Annotated in this window: 14 protein-coding genes; 7 read left to right on the forward strand and 7 right to left on the reverse strand. The window is 66.8% G+C overall.

Annotated elements, in window-relative coordinates; all coding sequences use genetic code 11:
- Positions 1-118: 118 nt before the first annotated feature.
- Both AC07NI_RS24915 and AC07NI_RS24920 read right to left on the reverse strand, forming a co-directional pair.
- Positions 119-1,411 carry a TetR/AcrR family transcriptional regulator gene (locus tag AC07NI_RS24915; RefSeq protein ID WP_494624184.1) on the reverse strand — a complete coding sequence of 431 codons (1,293 nt, stop codon included), beginning with the start codon at positions 1,409-1,411 and terminating at the stop codon, positions 119-121.
- 57 nt (positions 1,412-1,468) lie between these two features.
- Complete coding sequence (locus AC07NI_RS24920; protein WP_494624186.1) at positions 1,469-3,199, reverse strand: class I adenylate-forming enzyme family protein; 1,731 nt, start codon at positions 3,197-3,199, stop codon at positions 1,469-1,471.
- Positions 3,200-3,407: 208 nt separating this feature from the next.
- Here AC07NI_RS24920 and AC07NI_RS24925 point away from each other — a divergent pair, with 208 nt between their 5' ends.
- The gene (locus AC07NI_RS24925) at positions 3,408-5,459 is read left to right on the forward strand and encodes a 3-hydroxyacyl-CoA dehydrogenase NAD-binding domain-containing protein (protein ID WP_494624188.1); all 2,052 of its coding nucleotides are present in this window, start codon (positions 3,408-3,410) and stop codon (positions 5,457-5,459) included.
- Between the two features lie 106 nt (positions 5,460-5,565).
- The gene (locus AC07NI_RS24930; RefSeq protein WP_494624190.1) at positions 5,566-6,009 is read left to right on the forward strand and encodes a MerR family transcriptional regulator; all 444 of its coding nucleotides are present in this window, start codon (positions 5,566-5,568) and stop codon (positions 6,007-6,009) included.
- Positions 6,010-6,147: 138 nt separating this feature from the next.
- Here the strand turns inward: AC07NI_RS24930 and AC07NI_RS24935 are convergent, their stop codons facing one another.
- Entirely contained in the window at positions 6,148-6,663 is a 516-nt protein-coding gene (locus AC07NI_RS24935) for a helix-turn-helix domain-containing protein (RefSeq protein WP_494624192.1), read from the reverse strand.
- A gap of 347 nt (positions 6,664-7,010) precedes the next feature.
- On the opposite strand from AC07NI_RS24935, the gene AC07NI_RS24940 reads away from it, so the two are divergent.
- Together AC07NI_RS24940 and AC07NI_RS24945 are read left to right on the forward strand one after the other, a co-directional pair.
- Positions 7,011-7,751, forward strand: a complete 741-nt coding sequence (locus AC07NI_RS24940) for a hypothetical protein (protein ID WP_494624194.1) — start codon at positions 7,011-7,013, stop codon at positions 7,749-7,751.
- Positions 7,748-8,290, forward strand: a complete 543-nt coding sequence (locus tag AC07NI_RS24945) for a VapC50 family PIN domain-containing toxin (RefSeq protein WP_494624196.1) — start codon at positions 7,748-7,750, stop codon at positions 8,288-8,290. Before AC07NI_RS24940 ends, AC07NI_RS24945 begins: the two co-directional genes overlap by 4 nt.
- A 34-nt stretch (positions 8,291-8,324) precedes the next feature.
- On the opposite strand, the gene AC07NI_RS24950 is transcribed toward AC07NI_RS24945, so the two are convergent.
- From AC07NI_RS24950 to AC07NI_RS24965, 4 genes are all read right to left on the reverse strand, one after another.
- A complete protein-coding gene (locus AC07NI_RS24950; RefSeq protein ID WP_494624198.1) occupies positions 8,325-9,770 on the reverse strand; it encodes a UvrD-helicase domain-containing protein in 1,446 nt (481 codons plus the stop codon).
- A complete protein-coding gene (locus AC07NI_RS24955; RefSeq protein WP_494624200.1) occupies positions 9,763-11,505 on the reverse strand; it encodes an ATP-dependent nuclease in 1,743 nt (580 codons plus the stop codon). Before AC07NI_RS24955 ends, AC07NI_RS24950 begins: the two co-directional genes overlap by 8 nt.
- A gap of 267 nt (positions 11,506-11,772) precedes the next feature.
- Entirely contained in the window at positions 11,773-13,344 is a 1,572-nt protein-coding gene (locus tag AC07NI_RS24960; protein ID WP_494624202.1) for an MDR family MFS transporter, read from the reverse strand.
- Complete coding sequence (locus AC07NI_RS24965; RefSeq protein ID WP_494624204.1) at positions 13,341-13,793, reverse strand: MarR family winged helix-turn-helix transcriptional regulator; 453 nt, start codon at positions 13,791-13,793, stop codon at positions 13,341-13,343. The genes AC07NI_RS24960 and AC07NI_RS24965 overlap by 4 nt, the downstream gene beginning before the upstream one ends.
- 89 nt (positions 13,794-13,882) lie before the next feature.
- Between AC07NI_RS24965 and AC07NI_RS24970 the strand changes: the two genes are divergently transcribed.
- The 3 genes from AC07NI_RS24970 (at position 13,883) to AC07NI_RS24980 (ending at position 16,765) form a co-directional block, all read left to right on the forward strand.
- Positions 13,883-14,629, forward strand: coding sequence for a Coq4 family protein (locus tag AC07NI_RS24970; RefSeq protein WP_494624206.1), 747 nt, complete (start codon positions 13,883-13,885; stop codon positions 14,627-14,629).
- Positions 14,630-14,739: 110 nt separating this feature from the next.
- Positions 14,740-15,051 (forward strand): hypothetical protein, encoded by a 312-nt coding sequence (locus AC07NI_RS24975; RefSeq protein ID WP_494624207.1) that lies wholly within the window; start codon positions 14,740-14,742, stop codon positions 15,049-15,051.
- A gap of 229 nt (positions 15,052-15,280) precedes the next feature.
- Entirely contained in the window at positions 15,281-16,765 is a 1,485-nt protein-coding gene (locus AC07NI_RS24980; protein ID WP_494624209.1) for an MFS transporter, read from the forward strand.
- Positions 16,766-16,781: the final 16 nt, after the last annotated feature.

The following is a 16,781-nucleotide window of genomic DNA, read 5'->3' on the forward strand; positions in this document are numbered from 1 at the left end:
GTCGCCAACTAAGGCTGTCCGGCTCGCGCCCCACCCGCGAGCGGATCGCCCGTAAGCGTAGAGGGCGCGGCCGTCATGGCCGCGCCCTTCGCGTCTCTGGGGGCCTAGAGGCGTTCGTCTAGGGCGTCAGGACCGCGGCCACGTCACGGTCGAGGAGGCCCCGGGACAGCGTCGAGGCGTAGAGCTCGATGGCCGCGTCGCGGCCCATGCCGGCGGCCCAATTGCGCAGCTCCCAAGCCGAGTTGAGCGTGGCGATGACAACCTGGCTGGCGATCATCGGGTCCACCGCCCGGATCGAGCCCTCGGCGATCCCGTCCGACAAGGTGCCGGCGAAACGCAGGGCCATGCGGCTGGCGCGTTCGACCATCTCGGCGCGGACGTCCTGGGGCAGGCCCAGGAGCGCGGTCGAGCGCAGCAGCGGCCATTCGCCGCCGAGCTGGAAATTGAGCAGGGTGGCGATGGTGGCGTTGAGCCTGCGCCACTGGTCGCCGCCGGCCTCGTCGGCGGCCCATTGGGCGTCCGACACCCGCTGGTAGCTGCGCTCGAAACAGGCCAGGACCAGATCGTCCTTGGCGTCGAGATGATGGTAGAAGGCCCCCTTGGTGACCTTCAGCTCCGCCACGATGCGCTCCACCGACGCGCCGCCATAGCCGCGCTCGCTTATCAGGCGGGTGGCGGCGTTGAGGAACTGGGCTCGCGCCGCATCGCCGTCGTCCAGATCGCCCAGCGTCAGGATCGCCGGATTCCAGCTCGCCCCGGGCAAGGCCAGGCCGTGCTCGAGCACGTCCAGCAGCCGGGCGCGAACCCGCGGGAAGTCCTGCTCGGAATAGCGACCGATCCACACCGGCAGCCAGAACAGGGTCTCGATCAGCATGTGGGCCCGCGCGGTGCGCAGGGCCCGGTCGGCGGGCGCCTCGGCCGGCCCGAAGAAGTCGCGGATGCGCCGGAAGACCGCGTTCCAATGCGTGGCCAGCGGCCCCTGCACGGCCGGATCCAGGGTGCGCACGTCGGCCAGGGTGGCCAGGGGCCTGGCCTCGCCGCGCCGGATGCTGGTGGTCAGGGAAAAATAGATCTCCAGGAACCGGTCCAGGCGGGCGCGCGGCGTGCGCTCGCCTCCGGCCTCCACGGCGATCGCCTCCAGGCGCTCGATGGTGCTTTCGAACACCGCCGAGGCCATCTGCTCCTTGAGCCGGAAATAGTAGGTGACGGCCGAGAGCTTCAGGTCGATCGACTGGGCCACGGCCTGCAGGGTCATGCCCTTGATGCCGGAGCGGTTCATCAGCACCGTCGCCGCGTCGATGATCTTCTCGCGCTTGTTGCGCGCCTGACGCGCCCGAGGCGGGGCGATGGGCTCCGCGCCGGCCTGGCTGTCGACCTCGAGGTCGGATGGACGGGTGGCGGCGGTGCTCATGGTCTCCTGCTTATGACAAAAGCGCGCCCGCGCCGCCACCCGCCCAGGTCCGTAGGGTCAGGACGCCTCGAACAGCGCCTTGAGATCCTTCTTGAGGATCTTGCCCTGGGCGTTCCTGGGCAAGGTCTCTTCGCTGAACAGGATCCGCACCGGCACCTTGAAGCCGGCCAGGCGCTCGCGGACATAGGCCTGAAGTTCGGCCTCGGTGGCGCTGGCCCCCGGCGCCAGGTGCACCACGGCCGCCGGCTCCTCGCCCAGGATGCGGTGCGGCACTCCCACCAGGGCCGCGTCGGTCACCGCCGGATGGGTGTAGAGAACGTTCTCGACCTCGATCGAGTAGATGTTCTCGCCGCCGCGGATGACGATGTCCTTGGCGCGGTCGACGATGTAGCAGAAGCCTTCCTCGTCCAGGCGCGCCAGGTCGCCGGTGCGCACCCAGCCGTCGATGAAGGTCTTGGCCGTGGCCTCGGGGTTGTTCCAGTAGCCTTTGACGATCTGCGGACCGCTGGCCCACAACTCGCCGACCTCGTTGGGGCCCAGCTCGCGCGTCCCTTCCGGATCCATGATCTTCAGCGCCGAGACGGGCAGGGCGGGGCCGCAGCTGTCGGGTCGGTTCTGGTAGTCCTCGGCGCCGTGATTGGTGACGGTGGCCGAGGTCTCGGTCATGCCCCAGCCGTTGCTGGGCAGGATGCCCAGATCCTGCTTGAGACGCCGCACCAGCTCCGGCGCGGAGGGCGCGCCGCCATAGGCGATCGTCTCCAGGGACGACAGGTCGTACTTGTCGCGGTCGGGGTGCTCCAGCAGCTGCCAGGCGATGGTCGGGACGCCGCCGGTGGCGCTGACCTTCTCGCGCTCGATCAGCTCGAAAGCTTTGATCGTGTCCCACTTGCGCATGAAGATCAGCGTCGAGCCGCTGCCGATCGCGCTCATCATGGTGCTGTTGCAGGCCGTGACGTGGAAGAGGGGGATCACCGCCAGGATCACGCGCGGCTGGGACGGCGTCGGCTCCTCGCCTCGGCGCAGCGAGGCGCGCTGGCCGACATAGGCCTGGGCCATGACGCAGGCCAGGATGTTGCGATGGGTGCCCAGCGCGCCCTTGGGTGAGCCGGTGGTGCCGCTGGTGTAGAAGATCGTCGCCTCGTCGTCGGCCGCCAGTTCGACGGCCGGAAGGGGCTGGTCGGGCAGATCGCCATAGCCCGCGGGCGCGCCGATCAGATCTTCCAGGGCGCTCGTCCCGGTCAGCGGCCCTGAGGCGCGGCCGACCACCACATGTTCGAGCTCGGGCAGCTCCTCGCGGAACGGGGCGATCCGTTCCCAGCGCTCGGCGTCGACGACCAGGACCTTGGCCCCCGAATCGGCCAGGCCGTACTTGAGCTCCGGACCGGTCCACCAGGCGTTCAACGGCACCACGATGGCCCCGATGGCGGCGGCCGCGAAGAAGGTCACCGGCCACTCGGGCAGATTGCGCATGGCGATGGCCACCCGGTCGCCCTTGCCGACGCCCATCATCTTCAGGGCGTGGGCCATGGCCGCCGAGGCCCGATACCAGGCCTCGTAGGTGACCCGCTCGTCCTCGTGGATCATGAACAGCTTGTCGCCGTGCAGGCGGGCGAACTTGAGCAGCAGATCCAGGGTCGGCGGCGCGTTCTTCCAAACCCGCGTGGGCACGCCGCGGATGTCCACGGTGTCCATCTCGAAGCGTTGGCCGGGCGCGCAAAGCCGCGCCTCGATCTCCTTGAGAGAGGCGACAGGCCAGGCCTGGGTTGAGCTGGTTTCAGTGAAAACCATAAATTTGGTTTCCTTCCCCGTGTTCGTTTTGTTGGTGCGTCACCGCGCCCCATCCATAGTTCAGCGCGCAGGTTTGCGCTACAAAAACAACAGGTGCGGTTTTCGATTTCACCGCGCCGGCGGCGCGCACTTGGCTAAAACAAAAAATGCAGTATGGGTTCGCTGCGCGATCGGCGTCGCCGGTCAAAACAAAGAGGGAGACGCGCAGATGCCGCAGATCACCACCCGCCGCGAAGGCGACGTCCTTGTCGTCACGTCCGACAATCCGCCCGTCAACGCCCTGGGCCACGAAGTGCGCCAGGGCCTGGTCGCGGCCATCGCCGAAGCCCAGGACGCCGCCGACATCAAGGCCGTCGTCATCGTCGGCGCGGGCAAGACCTTCTTCGCCGGCGCCGACATCACCGAATTTGGCCGCCCGCCCAAGGAGCCGCTGCTGCCCACGGTGATCGAGGCGATCGAAGCCTCCACCAAGCCGGTCGTCGCCGCCATCCATGGCTCGGCCCTGGGCGGGGGCCTGGAAGTGGCCCTGGCCTGTCACTACCGGGTCGCCGCCAGGTCGGCCAAGCTGGGTCTGCCGGAAGTGAAGCTAGGCCTGCTGCCGGGCGCCGGCGGCACCCAGCGCCTGCCGCGCCTGATCGGCGTCGCCGACGCCCTGACCTTGGTGGTGACCGGCGAGCCGGTCGGCGCCGAACGCGCTCTCGAGATCGGCCTGATCGACGCGATGGCGGACGACAAGGCGTTCGAAGCCGAGGCCATTGCCCTGGCGCGCGGCGCGGCCGGTCAGTCGATCCCGCGCACCAGCGAACGCACCGAGCGGCTGGCGGCCTCGCCGGCCGACGCCGTCGACCAGTTCATCGCCGCCAACGGCCGTCGCCTGAAGGGCGCGGACGCCCCCAAGGCCTGCGTCGCGGCGATCAAGGCCGCCGTCGAGCTGCCGTTCGCCGAAGGCCTGGCCAAGGAGCGGGCCCTGTTCCTGGAGCTGATGACCGGCGACCAGTCGCGCGCCATGCGCCACATGTTCTTCGCCGAGCGCATGGCCGGCAAGATCGACGGCGTGCCGGCCGACCTGCCCCTGCTGCCGATCAACAAGGTCGGGATCCTGGGCGCGGGCACCATGGGCGGCGGCATCGCCATGAACTTCCTGAAGGCCGGCGTGCCGGTCGTCATCGTCGAGCGCGAGCAGGCCCCCCTCGACAAGGGCGTGGCCACGATCCGCAAGAACTTCGAGGCCACCGCCAAGCGCGGCCGCATGACGACCGAGCAGGTCGAGGCGGCCATGGGCCTGCTGGAGCCGACGCTGTCGCAGGCCGACCTGGCCGACTGCGACCTGGTCCTGGAAGCGGTGTTCGAGAACATGGACGTCAAGAAGGAGGTGTTCCGCAACCTCGACGCCATCGTCAAGCCAGGCGCGATCCTGGCCACCAACACCAGCTATCTGGACATCAACGCCATGGCCGCCGAGACCAAGCGTCCGGAAGCGGTGATCGGCCTGCACTTCTTCTCGCCGGCCAATGTCATGCAGCTGCTCGAAGTGGTCCGCGCCGAAAAGACCAGCGACACGGTCCTGGCCACCTGCATGGCCCTGGCCCGCAAGATCGGCAAGAAGGCCGTCGTCGCCGGCGTCTGCCATGGCTTCATCGGCAACCGCATGCTGGCCGTGCGCCAGAAGGAAGCCAACAAGATGATCATGGAAGGGGCCATGCCCTGGGACATCGACAAGGTCCTGACCGACTTCGGCTTCCCCATGGGTCCGTTCCAGATGGCCGACCTGGCCGGTCTGGATCTGGGCTGGAAGGCCGAGGCCTCCAAGGGCGAGACCCTGCGCGACGTCCTCTGCGAGACCGGTCGCCGCGGCCAGAAGACCGGCAAGGGCTTCTACGACTATGACGAAAACCGCAACCGCACCCCTTCGGCCGAGGTCGAGGCGCTGATCAAGGAGTTCGCCGCAAAGTCCGGCAAGCCCCAGCGCCAGATCGACGAACAGGAGATCAAGGAGCGGCTGCTCTATCCGATGGTCAACGAGGCGGCCCTGATCCTCGAGGAAAAGATCGCCCAGCGTCCGTCGGACATCGATGTGGTCTGGGTCTATGGCTACGGCTGGCCGGTGACCCAAGGCGGCCCGACCTTCTGGGCCGACCTGGTGGGCCCCAAGGCCGTGGTCGAGGGCCTGGAGCGTCACGCCGACAAGCTGGGCGAGGGCTTCCGCATCTCCTCGCTGCTCAGCCAGAAGGCCGCCGACGGCAAGGCCTTCAACGCTTAAATTCGTCCACCGCGCGTCGCCGGGCCTGGTTGGTCCGGCGACGTGAACGACCCGCCGCGGCCCCGCCAAGACCATGGGCCCGCGCGGATTTCCTGGAGCTTCTGAGATGAAACTCGACACCCCCTCGAACACGCCGGCCGATCGACGCGCCAAGCCCTTCGCGGTCGCGGTTCCCACGACCGTGCCGGCCGAGGTCTTCAAGCCGCGGTCGACCCCGCCCCGGCGCATGGCCTCGATCACCGACATGTGCCGGCGGCTGGATCTGACCCCACGCACGGTGCGCCACTACGAGGATCTCAAGCTGATCCGCTGCACGCGGACGGCCTCCAACGCCCGCCAGCTGGACGACGAAGCCCAGTCGCGGCTCGAGGCGATCGTCGACCTGCGCGCCACGGGCTTTGACCTGGCGACCATCGCCCAGATCCTGGACGACGAGGACCTGGACCGCGCTGTCTGCGGTCATCTGGCCGAACGCCTGGATCGGCTCGACGCCGTGCGCGCCCAGCTGGAGCGCGTACTGGCTCTCCGTCGCGCGCGGCTGGGCGATTGATTGTCAGGGCACGTAGAGCTGTCGCCGCCGATGCGGCGTCCAGCTAGTTAGCAGCTTCTTTGCGGACGACGGGCGAGCCGGCTCAGGCCGGACGCACTGCCCAACCATCCAGGCTTCGCTGTTCCAGTTTGAAGAGGCTCAGCCCCGTCGCGGCCCGAACGCCATCGGCGCGTCGTATCCCCCTGCCTCTTGCGCGTCTGCGGCTAGAACATCCAGGGCCTCGCGGCGCGCCTGGTCCCGGCGACGTCGATAGGCGGCCAAGTCCTCAGCGAGCACCCGACGGTGAGCGCCGACCTTGTGGGAGGGCAGGTCGCCGCGATCAATCAGGCGCACAAGGTACTGGCGCGAGACATTGAGCGTGTCCGCCGCTTCTTGAGTCGTCAGCTCGGTGTGGCTGGGCAGTACGGTGACACTGGCGCCGCCCGTGACCATTTCCGCGACCGTCTCTAGGACCCTTACCAAGGCGGGAGACAGCGCGATCGCATAGCCATCGCCGCGCGCCAGGCATAGCCGGCCAGGACCGTCAGCCCCGCCCAACAACAGGTCCGACAACTGCGCAGCCATCTGGCGATCGTCGAACGACAGCATTGCCGGCACAGGATGGCGAGCCTGCTTGTCGATCTTTCTGGAGGCGGTCGTGCGGGTCATCATCATCAGGTGCGGTATAAACGCTACAAACGCAACCAAGGCTCCCCCCTTGGCCGATCCCCCAGTCAGCACCGGGAGCACATGGTCAGCACAGCCCAGCACCCGATCACCGCCAGCACATACGAATTCTTGATTCCGCGTGACAGATCAGCAGGTTACACGATCCAAACGGCGCAAACAAGCCAAGTCACTATCCGAGCTGCACCTGCCGTGACAAACTCATAATCAATGGTGCCATCAATACGCCAAGCTACCTAGGCTGAGTGCATATCTACGTCGCTGACTTCATTGATGTTTTATTCTACAAGTCTGCCAACCAGCGGATTTTATGACCGCCTGAAAGGAGCCCTCCTATGCCAAGCGTGAAAGGCAAGGCCATCCGCGATCGCGACGTCGAACTGCGCGATAGTCTGTTCCCTGACGCCGAGGCGCGAATGTGGGATCGCAACCGTTTCCATGGCTTCACCACCATGCCCAAGACCATGCCCTATATCTGCCGGATCCTGGACGAGCTGTCCAAGGGCCAGCCGTTGTCGGACACCTATGTCGCCTTGTGGTGCGCGACCTGGGACAACGCCTTCGTGCGCCTGGGCCGCATGCCAGACTTGGCCTTCGCGGCCGGGTTCGCCGGACAGCGCGGACCCCGAACCTTCCAGGATCGCCTACGTCGCCTGGTCGATTTCGGCTTCGTCGAGGTCGCACCCAGCGGGGCGCAAGCCATGGGCCTGGCCTTCCTGCCTAACCCGCACGCGGTCATCGTCTCGCTCTATCAGGCAAAGACCGATCCGAGCGGCGACCCTGCCCTGAAACTGAAGGCCGCCGGCCTACAGGCGGCAACCTACAACGCCTTCGTGGAACGCGCGCAGGAGCTGGGCGCCACCGACGTGGCCGCCAGCCTACGGGCCTTGCGCGAGCCCAAGACGGCCAAGCCCGCGCCCAAGTCCAAACTCGCCCAGATGCTCGCCAACCCGCAGAAGACCAAGTCCAAGCCTAAGTCCACCGCGACCGCCGAAGAGCTCCTGGCCAAGCCCTCCGAGACGGCCCTGAAGCCTGGTGGCCGTCGGCCGCGGATCCGAAAGGCCAAACCCCAGTGATCGTCGCTGTCCTCGATGCCGATGTCCTCTATCCGCTGCCCTTACGCGACACCCTGCTGTCGGCGGCCGCGGCCGGCTGCTTTCAGCCGCGCTGGAGCGCGTTCATTGTCGAGGAAGCCACCCGCAACCTGGTGGCGGACGGCCGCCTGACCGCCACCAAAGCCGAACGCCTTCGCGCGACCCTCGGTCTTCAATTCGAGGACGCCTTCGTCGAGGGCCACGAGCCCTTGATCGCCACCATGCCCAACCACGTCAAAGACCGCCACGTGGCGGCGTGCGCTGTCCAGGGCGAGGCCAGCCTGATCGTCACCAGCAACCTTAAGGACTTCGCCAAGCTGCCGTCCGGCGTGGCCGCCATCAGCCCCGACGGCTTTCTCTGCCTCTTGCTCGAAAAGACGCCTCACGCCCTGGCGGCCGCTCTCACCGCGCAGGTCGCCCGACTGAAGAATCCGCCGATGACCTTGGACGATCTCCTAGACCGTCTCGCCGCGCTGACGCCGAAGTTCGTCGCCGCGTGGAAGGCGCTCTCCAAGATTTAGGCGCTCACGGTCTCGAGGCGTATGGGCTAGGTGCTTACGCAAACCCTGGAGCGATCACCGCTTTCGGCGACAGGACCGTCAACCGGTGGGTCGCCCGGGTCAGGGCGACGTACCAGTCCTTGTTGTTCATATTGGCCGAGTGGATGACCACGACATTGGCGAACTCCAACCCCTTCACCAAGAGCGTGCTGCCGACGCTGTAATAGGGGATCTGCCGACCCGCGTGGCGAATCTTGGTCTGCACCCGCCACAAGGCGTCCGACAGATCGGCGGCGTCGCCCGCCACCTTCATCCTCAGCGCCGAGCGCATGGAAAACAGCATTTCGCGGCGGAAGACGAAGGTCGTCGGCTGGGCGGCGAAGCCATCGATTAAGGCCAGGCAGACTTCATCGCCCGCACCTTGGTCGAGTGTCATCCCAAGCTCGACAAGATCTCCGAACTTGGCGCGACCCAGCTTTCCGCCAGACTTGTGCGAAGCCACGGCCTTGAGGAACTCGCCCTGCGCCACGCCGGACATGCATTGCTCTAGGAAGGTCAACAGCGCGACCAGGCGCTTTGGTCCCGAGGTTGCCGCGAGCTTCTTGGCTGCGGCGTAGACGGTCTTGCACTCGATGGGCTCGATGTTGGAGAAGCCCTGCCGGCCGAGTTTCTTGGCGATCAGCGCCCGTCCGTTGAGATTAGCCGGGTCGGCGATCACCGCCAGGTTTCCGTCGCCCTTCATCGCCTTGAGGCAGGTGGAGATAATCTTTGATTGGCGTGGGCCGTCCTGGTCAGGCAACCATTCCCAGGTCACGCAGGCGGGGCGGGCCGCAAGATCCAGCGGGCGTCCAGCCTCGAGAACGGGGCGCACCTTTTCGAGCCAATTGGCCATCTCGGCGTTTCCGTGCCGATGCCATCGCCAGGGTTTGGTCAGGGTCGAAAGCTGGGGAAACCGCGAAAACACCTCGCCGCGCCAATCGACGGGCGTTTGCCCAAAATCGAAGATCGCCTGCAGGGGATCTCCGAATACGCAGACAGGCAGCACTTTCGACAGAGCCGCGACGACCTGGTGCTGAGCTCCGCCACAGTCCTGGTACTCATCGACGAATACACCGCAGTAGGAGACCCTCAAAACCTGGGTGACGGCCCCGCTCTCCAGCAGCGCGATCGCCCCGGCGTAGACCGCTGTCCAGTCTTGATCCCCCTTAGGCGCGGCCACTTTCAGCCCGGACCGGCGCGGATAGGCGGCCGCGTAGCGCAGGCACCAGCCCGCGATGGTGTCGATGGCGTACTGGCTGGTCGACACCCCCTTCTCCCGCATACGCTTGCGCAGGGCGTCGACCCCGGCGTGAGTGTGAGTCAGGATGAGCCGCCGTCCCTGGCTCATGACGGTGGCGTTGACGATCTGCTCGGTCTTGCCACAGCCGGCCGCCGCCACGATCGACCCGGCCTGTACCGCGCAGATTCTGGCGGCCAGGTCGTCAACGGGCGGATCAGCCATCGACCCACGCGCGCAGACGAGACAAATGCTTGGCCAATGGTGTGGCCGGGATGTCCTTCAGGCACGGATACACCAGCACCGCGAGCCGTTCGCCCCGCGGAATGGTCTTGAACCATGACTTCTCGCGCGCCGTGAGACCGAGCGCGGCGCGGACTTGAGGTGTGTCGAGACTGACCGGAAGGCTAAGATCCATCGGTTCGGCGAGCTTCATGGCCTTACAGGTCGCCCGAAAGGTCGCCAGCACGCTGTCTTCGGTGTTGCACTGAATCGCCAGGCCCACCAAAGCGTCCACCGTCGCCCAGGGGACATCACGGAAGAGGCGCTCTTCGGTCGAGCAGTCCTCTCCCCATTCCAAGACCACGCCGCCAACCGCTTCGACCTTGGCCACGGAGTCTCGAGACGGCGGCTTGTCGGAGTCGAGCAGGGCAAGACACTCGTACCCCAAATCGAGCAAGGACTGGGTCAGGGTCACGGCGTTAGGGACGCCGCCGCCGTCGATCGCCACCACGCCGCGCAGCGCGAAAGAGTCTCTGCCCTCGGCGATCCAGCAAGCGTCCAGACCGCGCAGTAGGCCACATTCCGTGCGGCCTTCGCCGACCAGGATGCGCCGCGCGAGGAAGGCTTCGGGCGACGCGCGCAGCTGGCGCTGGGCGATGTCCGGGGTCTCGGCGGTCTGCTCAACTGACCGAACCTGGATTCGCCCTTCATGGGAGCGGACGGCGTGGATGTCGCCTGCGTCGAGTTCGCGGATCACGACGTTGGAATGGGTGGTCAGGAAGGTCTGCGGCGCGGCGGCGCCGGGCGTGGCGGCGTCATCCTCCAGCACCGGCGGATTGCGGAGATACTTCAGAAGCCGGGCGATGCGGTGAGGCTCAAGGCCATGTTCGATTTCGTCGACCAGAGCGATGTGAGACCCGCCGGCATTGTGCTGCAGGGCCGAGACGATCAACCGCGAAGACCCGGTGCCCAAGGTGCGGAGCGGCAAGTCGCCGTCATGGAGAACGACGCCTCCGGAGGTGATCGCCGAGCCTTGGACATCGAGTTCGGCGGTGAAGGCTTGCCGAACCCGGACCGAGAAGTGCTTACCCAGCTTCTCGGCGCGAGCTGTGGGGACGGCGAACACATCCTTGTTGCTGGTCTTGAAGGCCGCACGGGCGGCGCGGCTGGCGCTGGCCAGCTGCTCGCTCATCCGCCCGCCTTCGCCGATGCGATTGAGGATCGATTGTCGACCCCACCCCAGATGCCGTTCGGCGTAGGGACCCAGCCTCGTCGTCGCCAGCTGCTGCGCATCCTTATAGCGCAAGGACGGCGGATCGACGTCGTCGGCCAGGCGATCGTTATAGATCGCCCAGCGGCCTTCGAGAGTTGATGGATCGATTTCGACCCGAACCGACAGGGCCTCCAACAGTCCATCCCCCGGCTCGTCCACAAGCCGCGCGGCCGCCTCGTCCCAGCCCCGAAGATGAAGCCCGTAGCGGCTGTCGATGCAGAACTCAGTGGGAATGCCGACCAGAGTCACCGTCACCCTGACGGGGAGATCGAAGTTGAGATTGTGGAAGTCGGTGTCATCGCCCAGATAGTTTGACCTGGGATTGAGGGCCAGTTCGATAGCGTCAAGGATCGTGGTCTTGGTGGAATCACCAGGACCGATCAAGCAGTTCATACCGGGCGAGGGCTGCCAGTCGAGCGTCCCGATGCCCCGAAAGTTCTGGATTTCGACCCTGACAATCCGCACGGCGATCCTTCTGATGCGAGGTCGGCGGCTAATCGCGATCTAGCCGCTGCCCCGTACGCTCCCACACGGTCGCGTAGCATCCCGCGCAACGCTAAAGCTGAGCGGGAAGCGGTGCAAGCTGGGTCTCGTCATCCTGATCCCGGCGGGCGCGCCTCACTGGTTCGAGATTTACTGGCGACCGATTGATCCTAGCGGCAATCCATACCGGTCGCGCAATGACAACGGTGGCGGGGTGCATTGGCGCCTCTATCGGCGCGCTGTTCAACCCTATCCGTCCACCGCGGCCGCCGGATCATCCCGTGTCCGCCGACGCGCGACGATCGGCAGTTCGGGCAGAAACTGGATGGCCACCAGCGCCAGCCCCATGATGAAGACCCCGATCATGAACACCGTGGAGATGGCGTCTCGATAGAGCTCCACGACCGCAAGACGGTCGGCGGCCGGCAGGGCGGCGATCACGGCCGGCGACATCTCGGCCGGATGCTTGCCCACAGAGGTGGAGAGCTGGCTGGTCAGGATGTGGTGGGTCAGGATCGCGCCGGATCCGGCCGCCCCGATCAGCCCGCCCAGCGAGCGGAAGAAAGCCAGGGTCGCGGTCCCCACGCCCCGGTGGGCCGCGTCCAGGGCGTTCTGCACCGCCACGGTCATGTTAGGCATGACCAGGCCCAGGCCCAGGCCCAGCACGAAGATCGCCGGCTCCAGCACCCAGAAGCCCTTGTGGGTGGCCGCGCCCCAGGCCAGCACCGAGAAGGCGCACAGGGCGGTCGAGAGCCCCGCCAGTTGGGTGGGCTTGTATCGGCCCGAGCGCAGCAGGACGCGACCGTTGAACATCGAGGACATCACCACGCCGATCATCAGGGGTCCGGTCAGGAACCCCGAATGCGACGCCGACACGCCCATCACCGCCTGGAAGAACAGCGGGAAGAACAGGGTCGCCCCCTGCATGCCCATCAAGGTCAGGCCCAGCACCACGCACGCCACCAGGAACACCCGGTTGTGGAACAGCTCCAGCGGCAGAAAGGGGTGGGCGGTGCTGCGAAGGTGCAGGACCAGAACCACGCCCAGACAAATCGCCAGGGCGGCGACGCCGAGGATCTGCGGCGAGACCCAGGACCATTGGGCGCCGCCGGTGGCCAGGACGAACAGGAAGGCCGCGGTCGTGGCGCTGAGCAGCCCCGCCCCGAGGAAGTCGATCTTGCGCTTGTGCAGCACCTGCGGACGATGCAGGGCGCGGTCGATGACGAAGAACGAGATCACGCCGATCGGCAGGTTGACGTAGAAGATCCAGTGCCAGGACAGCAGATCGGTGATCACCCCGCCGACCACGGGGCCGGCGACGTTGCAGACGGCGAACACCGAAGCGATCACCCCCTGGCGCTTGCCGCGCTGGTGGGGGCTGACCAAGTCGCCGACGATGATCTGGGTCAGGGGCAGGAGGCCTCCGGCCCCCAGGCCCTGCAGCACCCGAAAGGCGATCAGCTGCTCGAGGGTCTGGGCCATGCCGCAGAGCACCGAGCCCAGCAGGAACAGGCCCATGGCCGTATAGAGCATCGGCTTGCGGCCGAACTGATCGGACAGCTTGCCATAGAGCGGCATGGTGGTCGTCGAGGCCAGGACATAGGCCGTCACCACCCACGACAGATGGGTGACCCCGCCCAGGTCGCCGACGATGCGCGGCAGGGCGGTGGCCACGATGCTCTGGTCGATGGCCGAAAGGCCCATGACCAGCATCAGGCCCAGGAAGACCCGGTTGATTTCCTTTTCGGTCGGCTCGTCGGCGTCGATGGGGGAGGGCGGCTCGTCGTCCTCGATGGAGTCGGCGGTGTCCTTGGCGCTCATCCGACGACGTCCAGCAAGGGGGCGATGGCGCCGGCGATGGCCTGGCGCGCCTGGGGCGTCAGCAGGCCCAGGCGCTGGGCCAGCCAATCGGTGCGGCTGCGTTTCATGGTCGCCAGCAGGGCCTGGCCCTTCTCGGTCACGAACAGGCTGACCCGCCGACGATCCTTGGGATCCAGGGCCTCGCGCCGCAACAGCCCCCGGCCCTCCAGCGACTTGACGTGACCGCTGATCGTGGGCCCGCGCAGGTTTTCCCGGGCCGCCAGCTCGTTCACCCCGATGCCGGGGTGACGGTGGATGACCACCAGCAGCAGGCCGTGCAGCGGCGTCACCCCATGCTCCTCGATCGTCTCGCGGCGCAGGGCGCGCAGCAGCCGGTGCAGGACGGGGCGAAGCGCCTCGGCCAGTTCGACGGGATCGGAGGGGGCGTGCGACCGCGCGTCCGCTTCCATGTTCTTCATCCTTGATATAGATAGGTTGCCTATCTACTTGCCTATTCGTCCGCCGGGACGCAACCCCCGCCGGTGAAGGAGCGATCACGATGATGAGCAACACCACCCCGGCGCCGTCCGCTCCAACGGTCATCGCGCCGCCCAAACGCCAGTGGGGACGGGCGCTGAAGGCCCTGGCCCGCCTGCGGGACAACAAGGAAGACACCGCCCAGGTCTTCGAGATCATGCGCTCGCTGAACGCGGCCTCGACCAAGAAGGGGTATCTGCGCCTGATCGAAACGGTCGAGGGCGCGCGCCTGGCCTATGAGCGGGTGGAGCTGGCCGAGCGGTTGATGGACGACGCCTATCTCGACAGCTTCGCGCCCGGCACGGTCGGGGCGGCCTATGTCCATTTCGTTCGCAGCGAGGGCCTTTCGGCCGAAGGCCTGGCCAAGGAAAGCGACAAGGCGCGGCGCGCCCTGCCGGTGGCCAGTCCCTACGCCTGGTTTGGCCGGCGCACCCGCGACGTCCACGACATCTGGCACATCCTGACCGGCTACGGGCGCGACGGCCTGGGCGAGTCGTGCGTGGTGGCCTTCTCCTTCAGCCAGACCAAGGGACTGGGCTGGGCCTTCATCGCCCTGGGCTCGGCCCTGCGCCGCGGCGGGGCCTTGGGCCGGGCGCGGCGCAAGGCCATCTTCGAAGGCTGGCGCAACGGCGCGCGGGCCAGCTGGCTGCCCGGCGAGGACTATGAGCGCCTGCTGCACGAACCCCTGGAAGCCGCCCGCGCGCGCCTGCGCATCGCGCCCAACCCCGCCTATCAGGCGGCCTTGGCTCTTGGGGGCGAAGAGGCCTGATCCGTCGCGATTGACTTGGCCATAAGCCCGCCGCATTTTGGATTGTATGAGAATATTCTCATACAATATTCGAGCCGGACCGAACCGTCGGCGGCTAAAACGAGGTCACGATGAAAGACTTGATCGTTCTCTTCTTCACGGGCGCGCTGCTGTGCAACGCCATCCCGCACCTGGCCGCCGGCACCCGCGGCGAGCCCTTCCCGACCCCGTTCGCCAAGCCGCGCGGCAAGGGCCTGTCCTCGCCGCTGATCAACTTCTTCTGGGGCTTCGCCAACCTCGCGACGGGCCTGTACTTCCTGAAGCGTCATTTCGTCGCTCTGGGCCAGATCGCCGATCTGGCCGCCCTGGCCGTCGGCTTCGTGCTGCTGGGCGCCTATGTCTCGATCCGGTTTGGCAAGGTGCGCGCCGCCAGCGCGGGATGACCAGGGGTTCGCGGAAGATGGGCGGCCGCCCCTGTGCAAGCGGCCGCCCGGGCCCCGAACCTCGCCCAACCCACCAAGGTCGCCAGGCGCGCTCAGAGGCCGCCCGATTTTATGACTAGATTTTATTAGAATCCAATCCTAGAAATTTCCCGGCATAAGGAGAACCAATAATGGTCAGCCGGGAGGACGTCGTGCGTTTGGGTGCGAAAGTGCGCGAGGGGTCCGCGAAATGACCGCCATCGACTCCGCTTTGCCCGGCAAGGCTCCGCCGCTGAGCCGACTGACCATGGTCGGTTACGCCGTGGGCACGGCCGCCAAGGGCGTCAAGCTCCGCGGTCTGGGCTCCTTCCTGATGCTGTTCTACAATCAGGTCGTCGGCTTGCCCGCCCACTGGGTGGGCGCGGCGATCATGGTCGCCCTGATCATCGATGGGGTCGTGGACCCGCTGGTCGGGGTGATGAGCGACAACACCCGCTCGCGCTGGGGCCGCCGCCACCCCTACATGTTCGCCGCCATCCTGCCCTACGTGGCGGCCTTCTATCTGATCTGGCACCCGCCGGCGGGCTGGTCGGACGGGGCGACCCTGGCCTGGATGGCCGTGATGGTCGTGGGCGTGCGCCTGTTCGACAGCCTGTTCGAGATCCCGGCCACCGCGCTCGCGCCCGAACTGACCTCCGACTACAACCAGCGCACCGTCCTGGTCAGCCTTCGCTACCTGATGGGAATCCTGGGCGCGCTCCTGATGAGCCTCTACGCCCTGAAGGTCATCTTCAAGAAGGACGCGGACAATCCCGACGGCATGTTGAGCCTGGCCGGCTACCACACCTATGGCGCCATCGCCGCCACGGTCATTCTGGTGGTGCTGTGCGCGGGGGCCCTGAGCACCGTCAAGCGCATCCCCTACCTGCACAAGCTGCCGGCGGCGAAGTTCACCTGGGGGGGCCTGGTCAGCGACATTCGCGGCACCCTCTCCACGCGCGAGCTGTGGATCCTGACCGCCGGCGGCGTCTTCGCCGCCGTGGCCACGGGGCTCAACGAGGGCCTGTCGGTCTACTTTCATCTCTATTTCTGGGAATTGCAGCCCCAGCAGCTGGGCACCCTGGTCATGGCCGGCATGGCCGCCTCGATCGTGGCGGTGATCCTGGCGCCGCGCGTCTCCAAGAAACTCGGCAAGCGCACGACCGCCATGGCCTGCTTCGCCCTGGGCGCGATCACCCTGCTGACCCCGATGGGCCTTCGCCTGCTCGATCTGATGCCGGCCAACGGCGACAAGAAGGTGCTCTACATCCTGCTGGTGGAGGTGTTCATCTCCAACATCTTCATCTTCAGCTCGCAGATCGCCGTAACCTCGATGTTCGCCGACCTGACCGAGGCCAGCCAGGTCAAGACCGGCCGGCGTTCCGAAGGCCTGCTGCTGTCGGCCGACAACTTCCTGCAGAAGTGCGCCAATGGCGTTGGGGTGTTCCTGTCGAGCATGTTCCTGATGATCGTGGCCTTCCCGGCCAAGGCCAAGCCGGGGGCGGTCGAGGGCTCGATCCTCGAGGCCCTGGCGCTGTTCTACCTGCCGATCCTGCTCATCCTCTACGCCTGCGCCATCGGCTCGCTGCGCTACTACAAGATCAACCGCCAGAGCCACGAGCAGAACCTGGTGATCCTGCGCGAGCGCGAGAGCGAGCGCGAAAACCAACTCCTCGATCCCCAGGACGCGCCGTAGGGCGCGTCCGCACCTC

Source organism: Caulobacter sp. GW821-FHT10E02 (assembly GCF_059415225.1).

Bases quoted from the DNA above. Each gene is read 5' to 3' on its own strand.
- AC07NI_RS24915 (WP_494624184.1), bottom strand. From the start codon at position 1,411: ATGAGCACCGCCGCCACCCGTCCATCCGACCTCGAGGTCGACAGCCAG.
- AC07NI_RS24920 (WP_494624186.1), bottom strand. From the start codon at position 3,199: ATGGTTTTCACTGAAACCAGCTCAACCCAGGCCTGGCCTGTCGCCTCT.
- AC07NI_RS24925 (WP_494624188.1), top strand. From the start codon at position 3,408: ATGCCGCAGATCACCACCCGCCGCGAAGGCGACGTCCTTGTCGTCACG.
- AC07NI_RS24930 (WP_494624190.1), top strand. From the start codon at position 5,566: ATGAAACTCGACACCCCCTCGAACACGCCGGCCGATCGACGCGCCAAG.
- AC07NI_RS24935 (WP_494624192.1), bottom strand. From the start codon at position 6,663: ATGATGATGACCCGCACGACCGCCTCCAGAAAGATCGACAAGCAGGCT.
- AC07NI_RS24940 (WP_494624194.1), top strand. From the start codon at position 7,011: ATGCCAAGCGTGAAAGGCAAGGCCATCCGCGATCGCGACGTCGAACTG.
- AC07NI_RS24950 (WP_494624198.1), bottom strand. From the start codon at position 9,770: ATGGCTGATCCGCCCGTTGACGACCTGGCCGCCAGAATCTGCGCGGTA.
- AC07NI_RS24960 (WP_494624202.1), bottom strand. From the start codon at position 13,344: ATGAGCGCCAAGGACACCGCCGACTCCATCGAGGACGACGAGCCGCCC.
- AC07NI_RS24965 (WP_494624204.1), bottom strand. From the start codon at position 13,793: ATGGAAGCGGACGCGCGGTCGCACGCCCCCTCCGATCCCGTCGAACTG.
- AC07NI_RS24970 (WP_494624206.1), top strand. From the start codon at position 13,883: ATGATGAGCAACACCACCCCGGCGCCGTCCGCTCCAACGGTCATCGCG.
- AC07NI_RS24975 (WP_494624207.1), top strand. From the start codon at position 14,740: ATGAAAGACTTGATCGTTCTCTTCTTCACGGGCGCGCTGCTGTGCAAC.
- AC07NI_RS24980 (WP_494624209.1), top strand. From the start codon at position 15,281: ATGACCGCCATCGACTCCGCTTTGCCCGGCAAGGCTCCGCCGCTGAGC.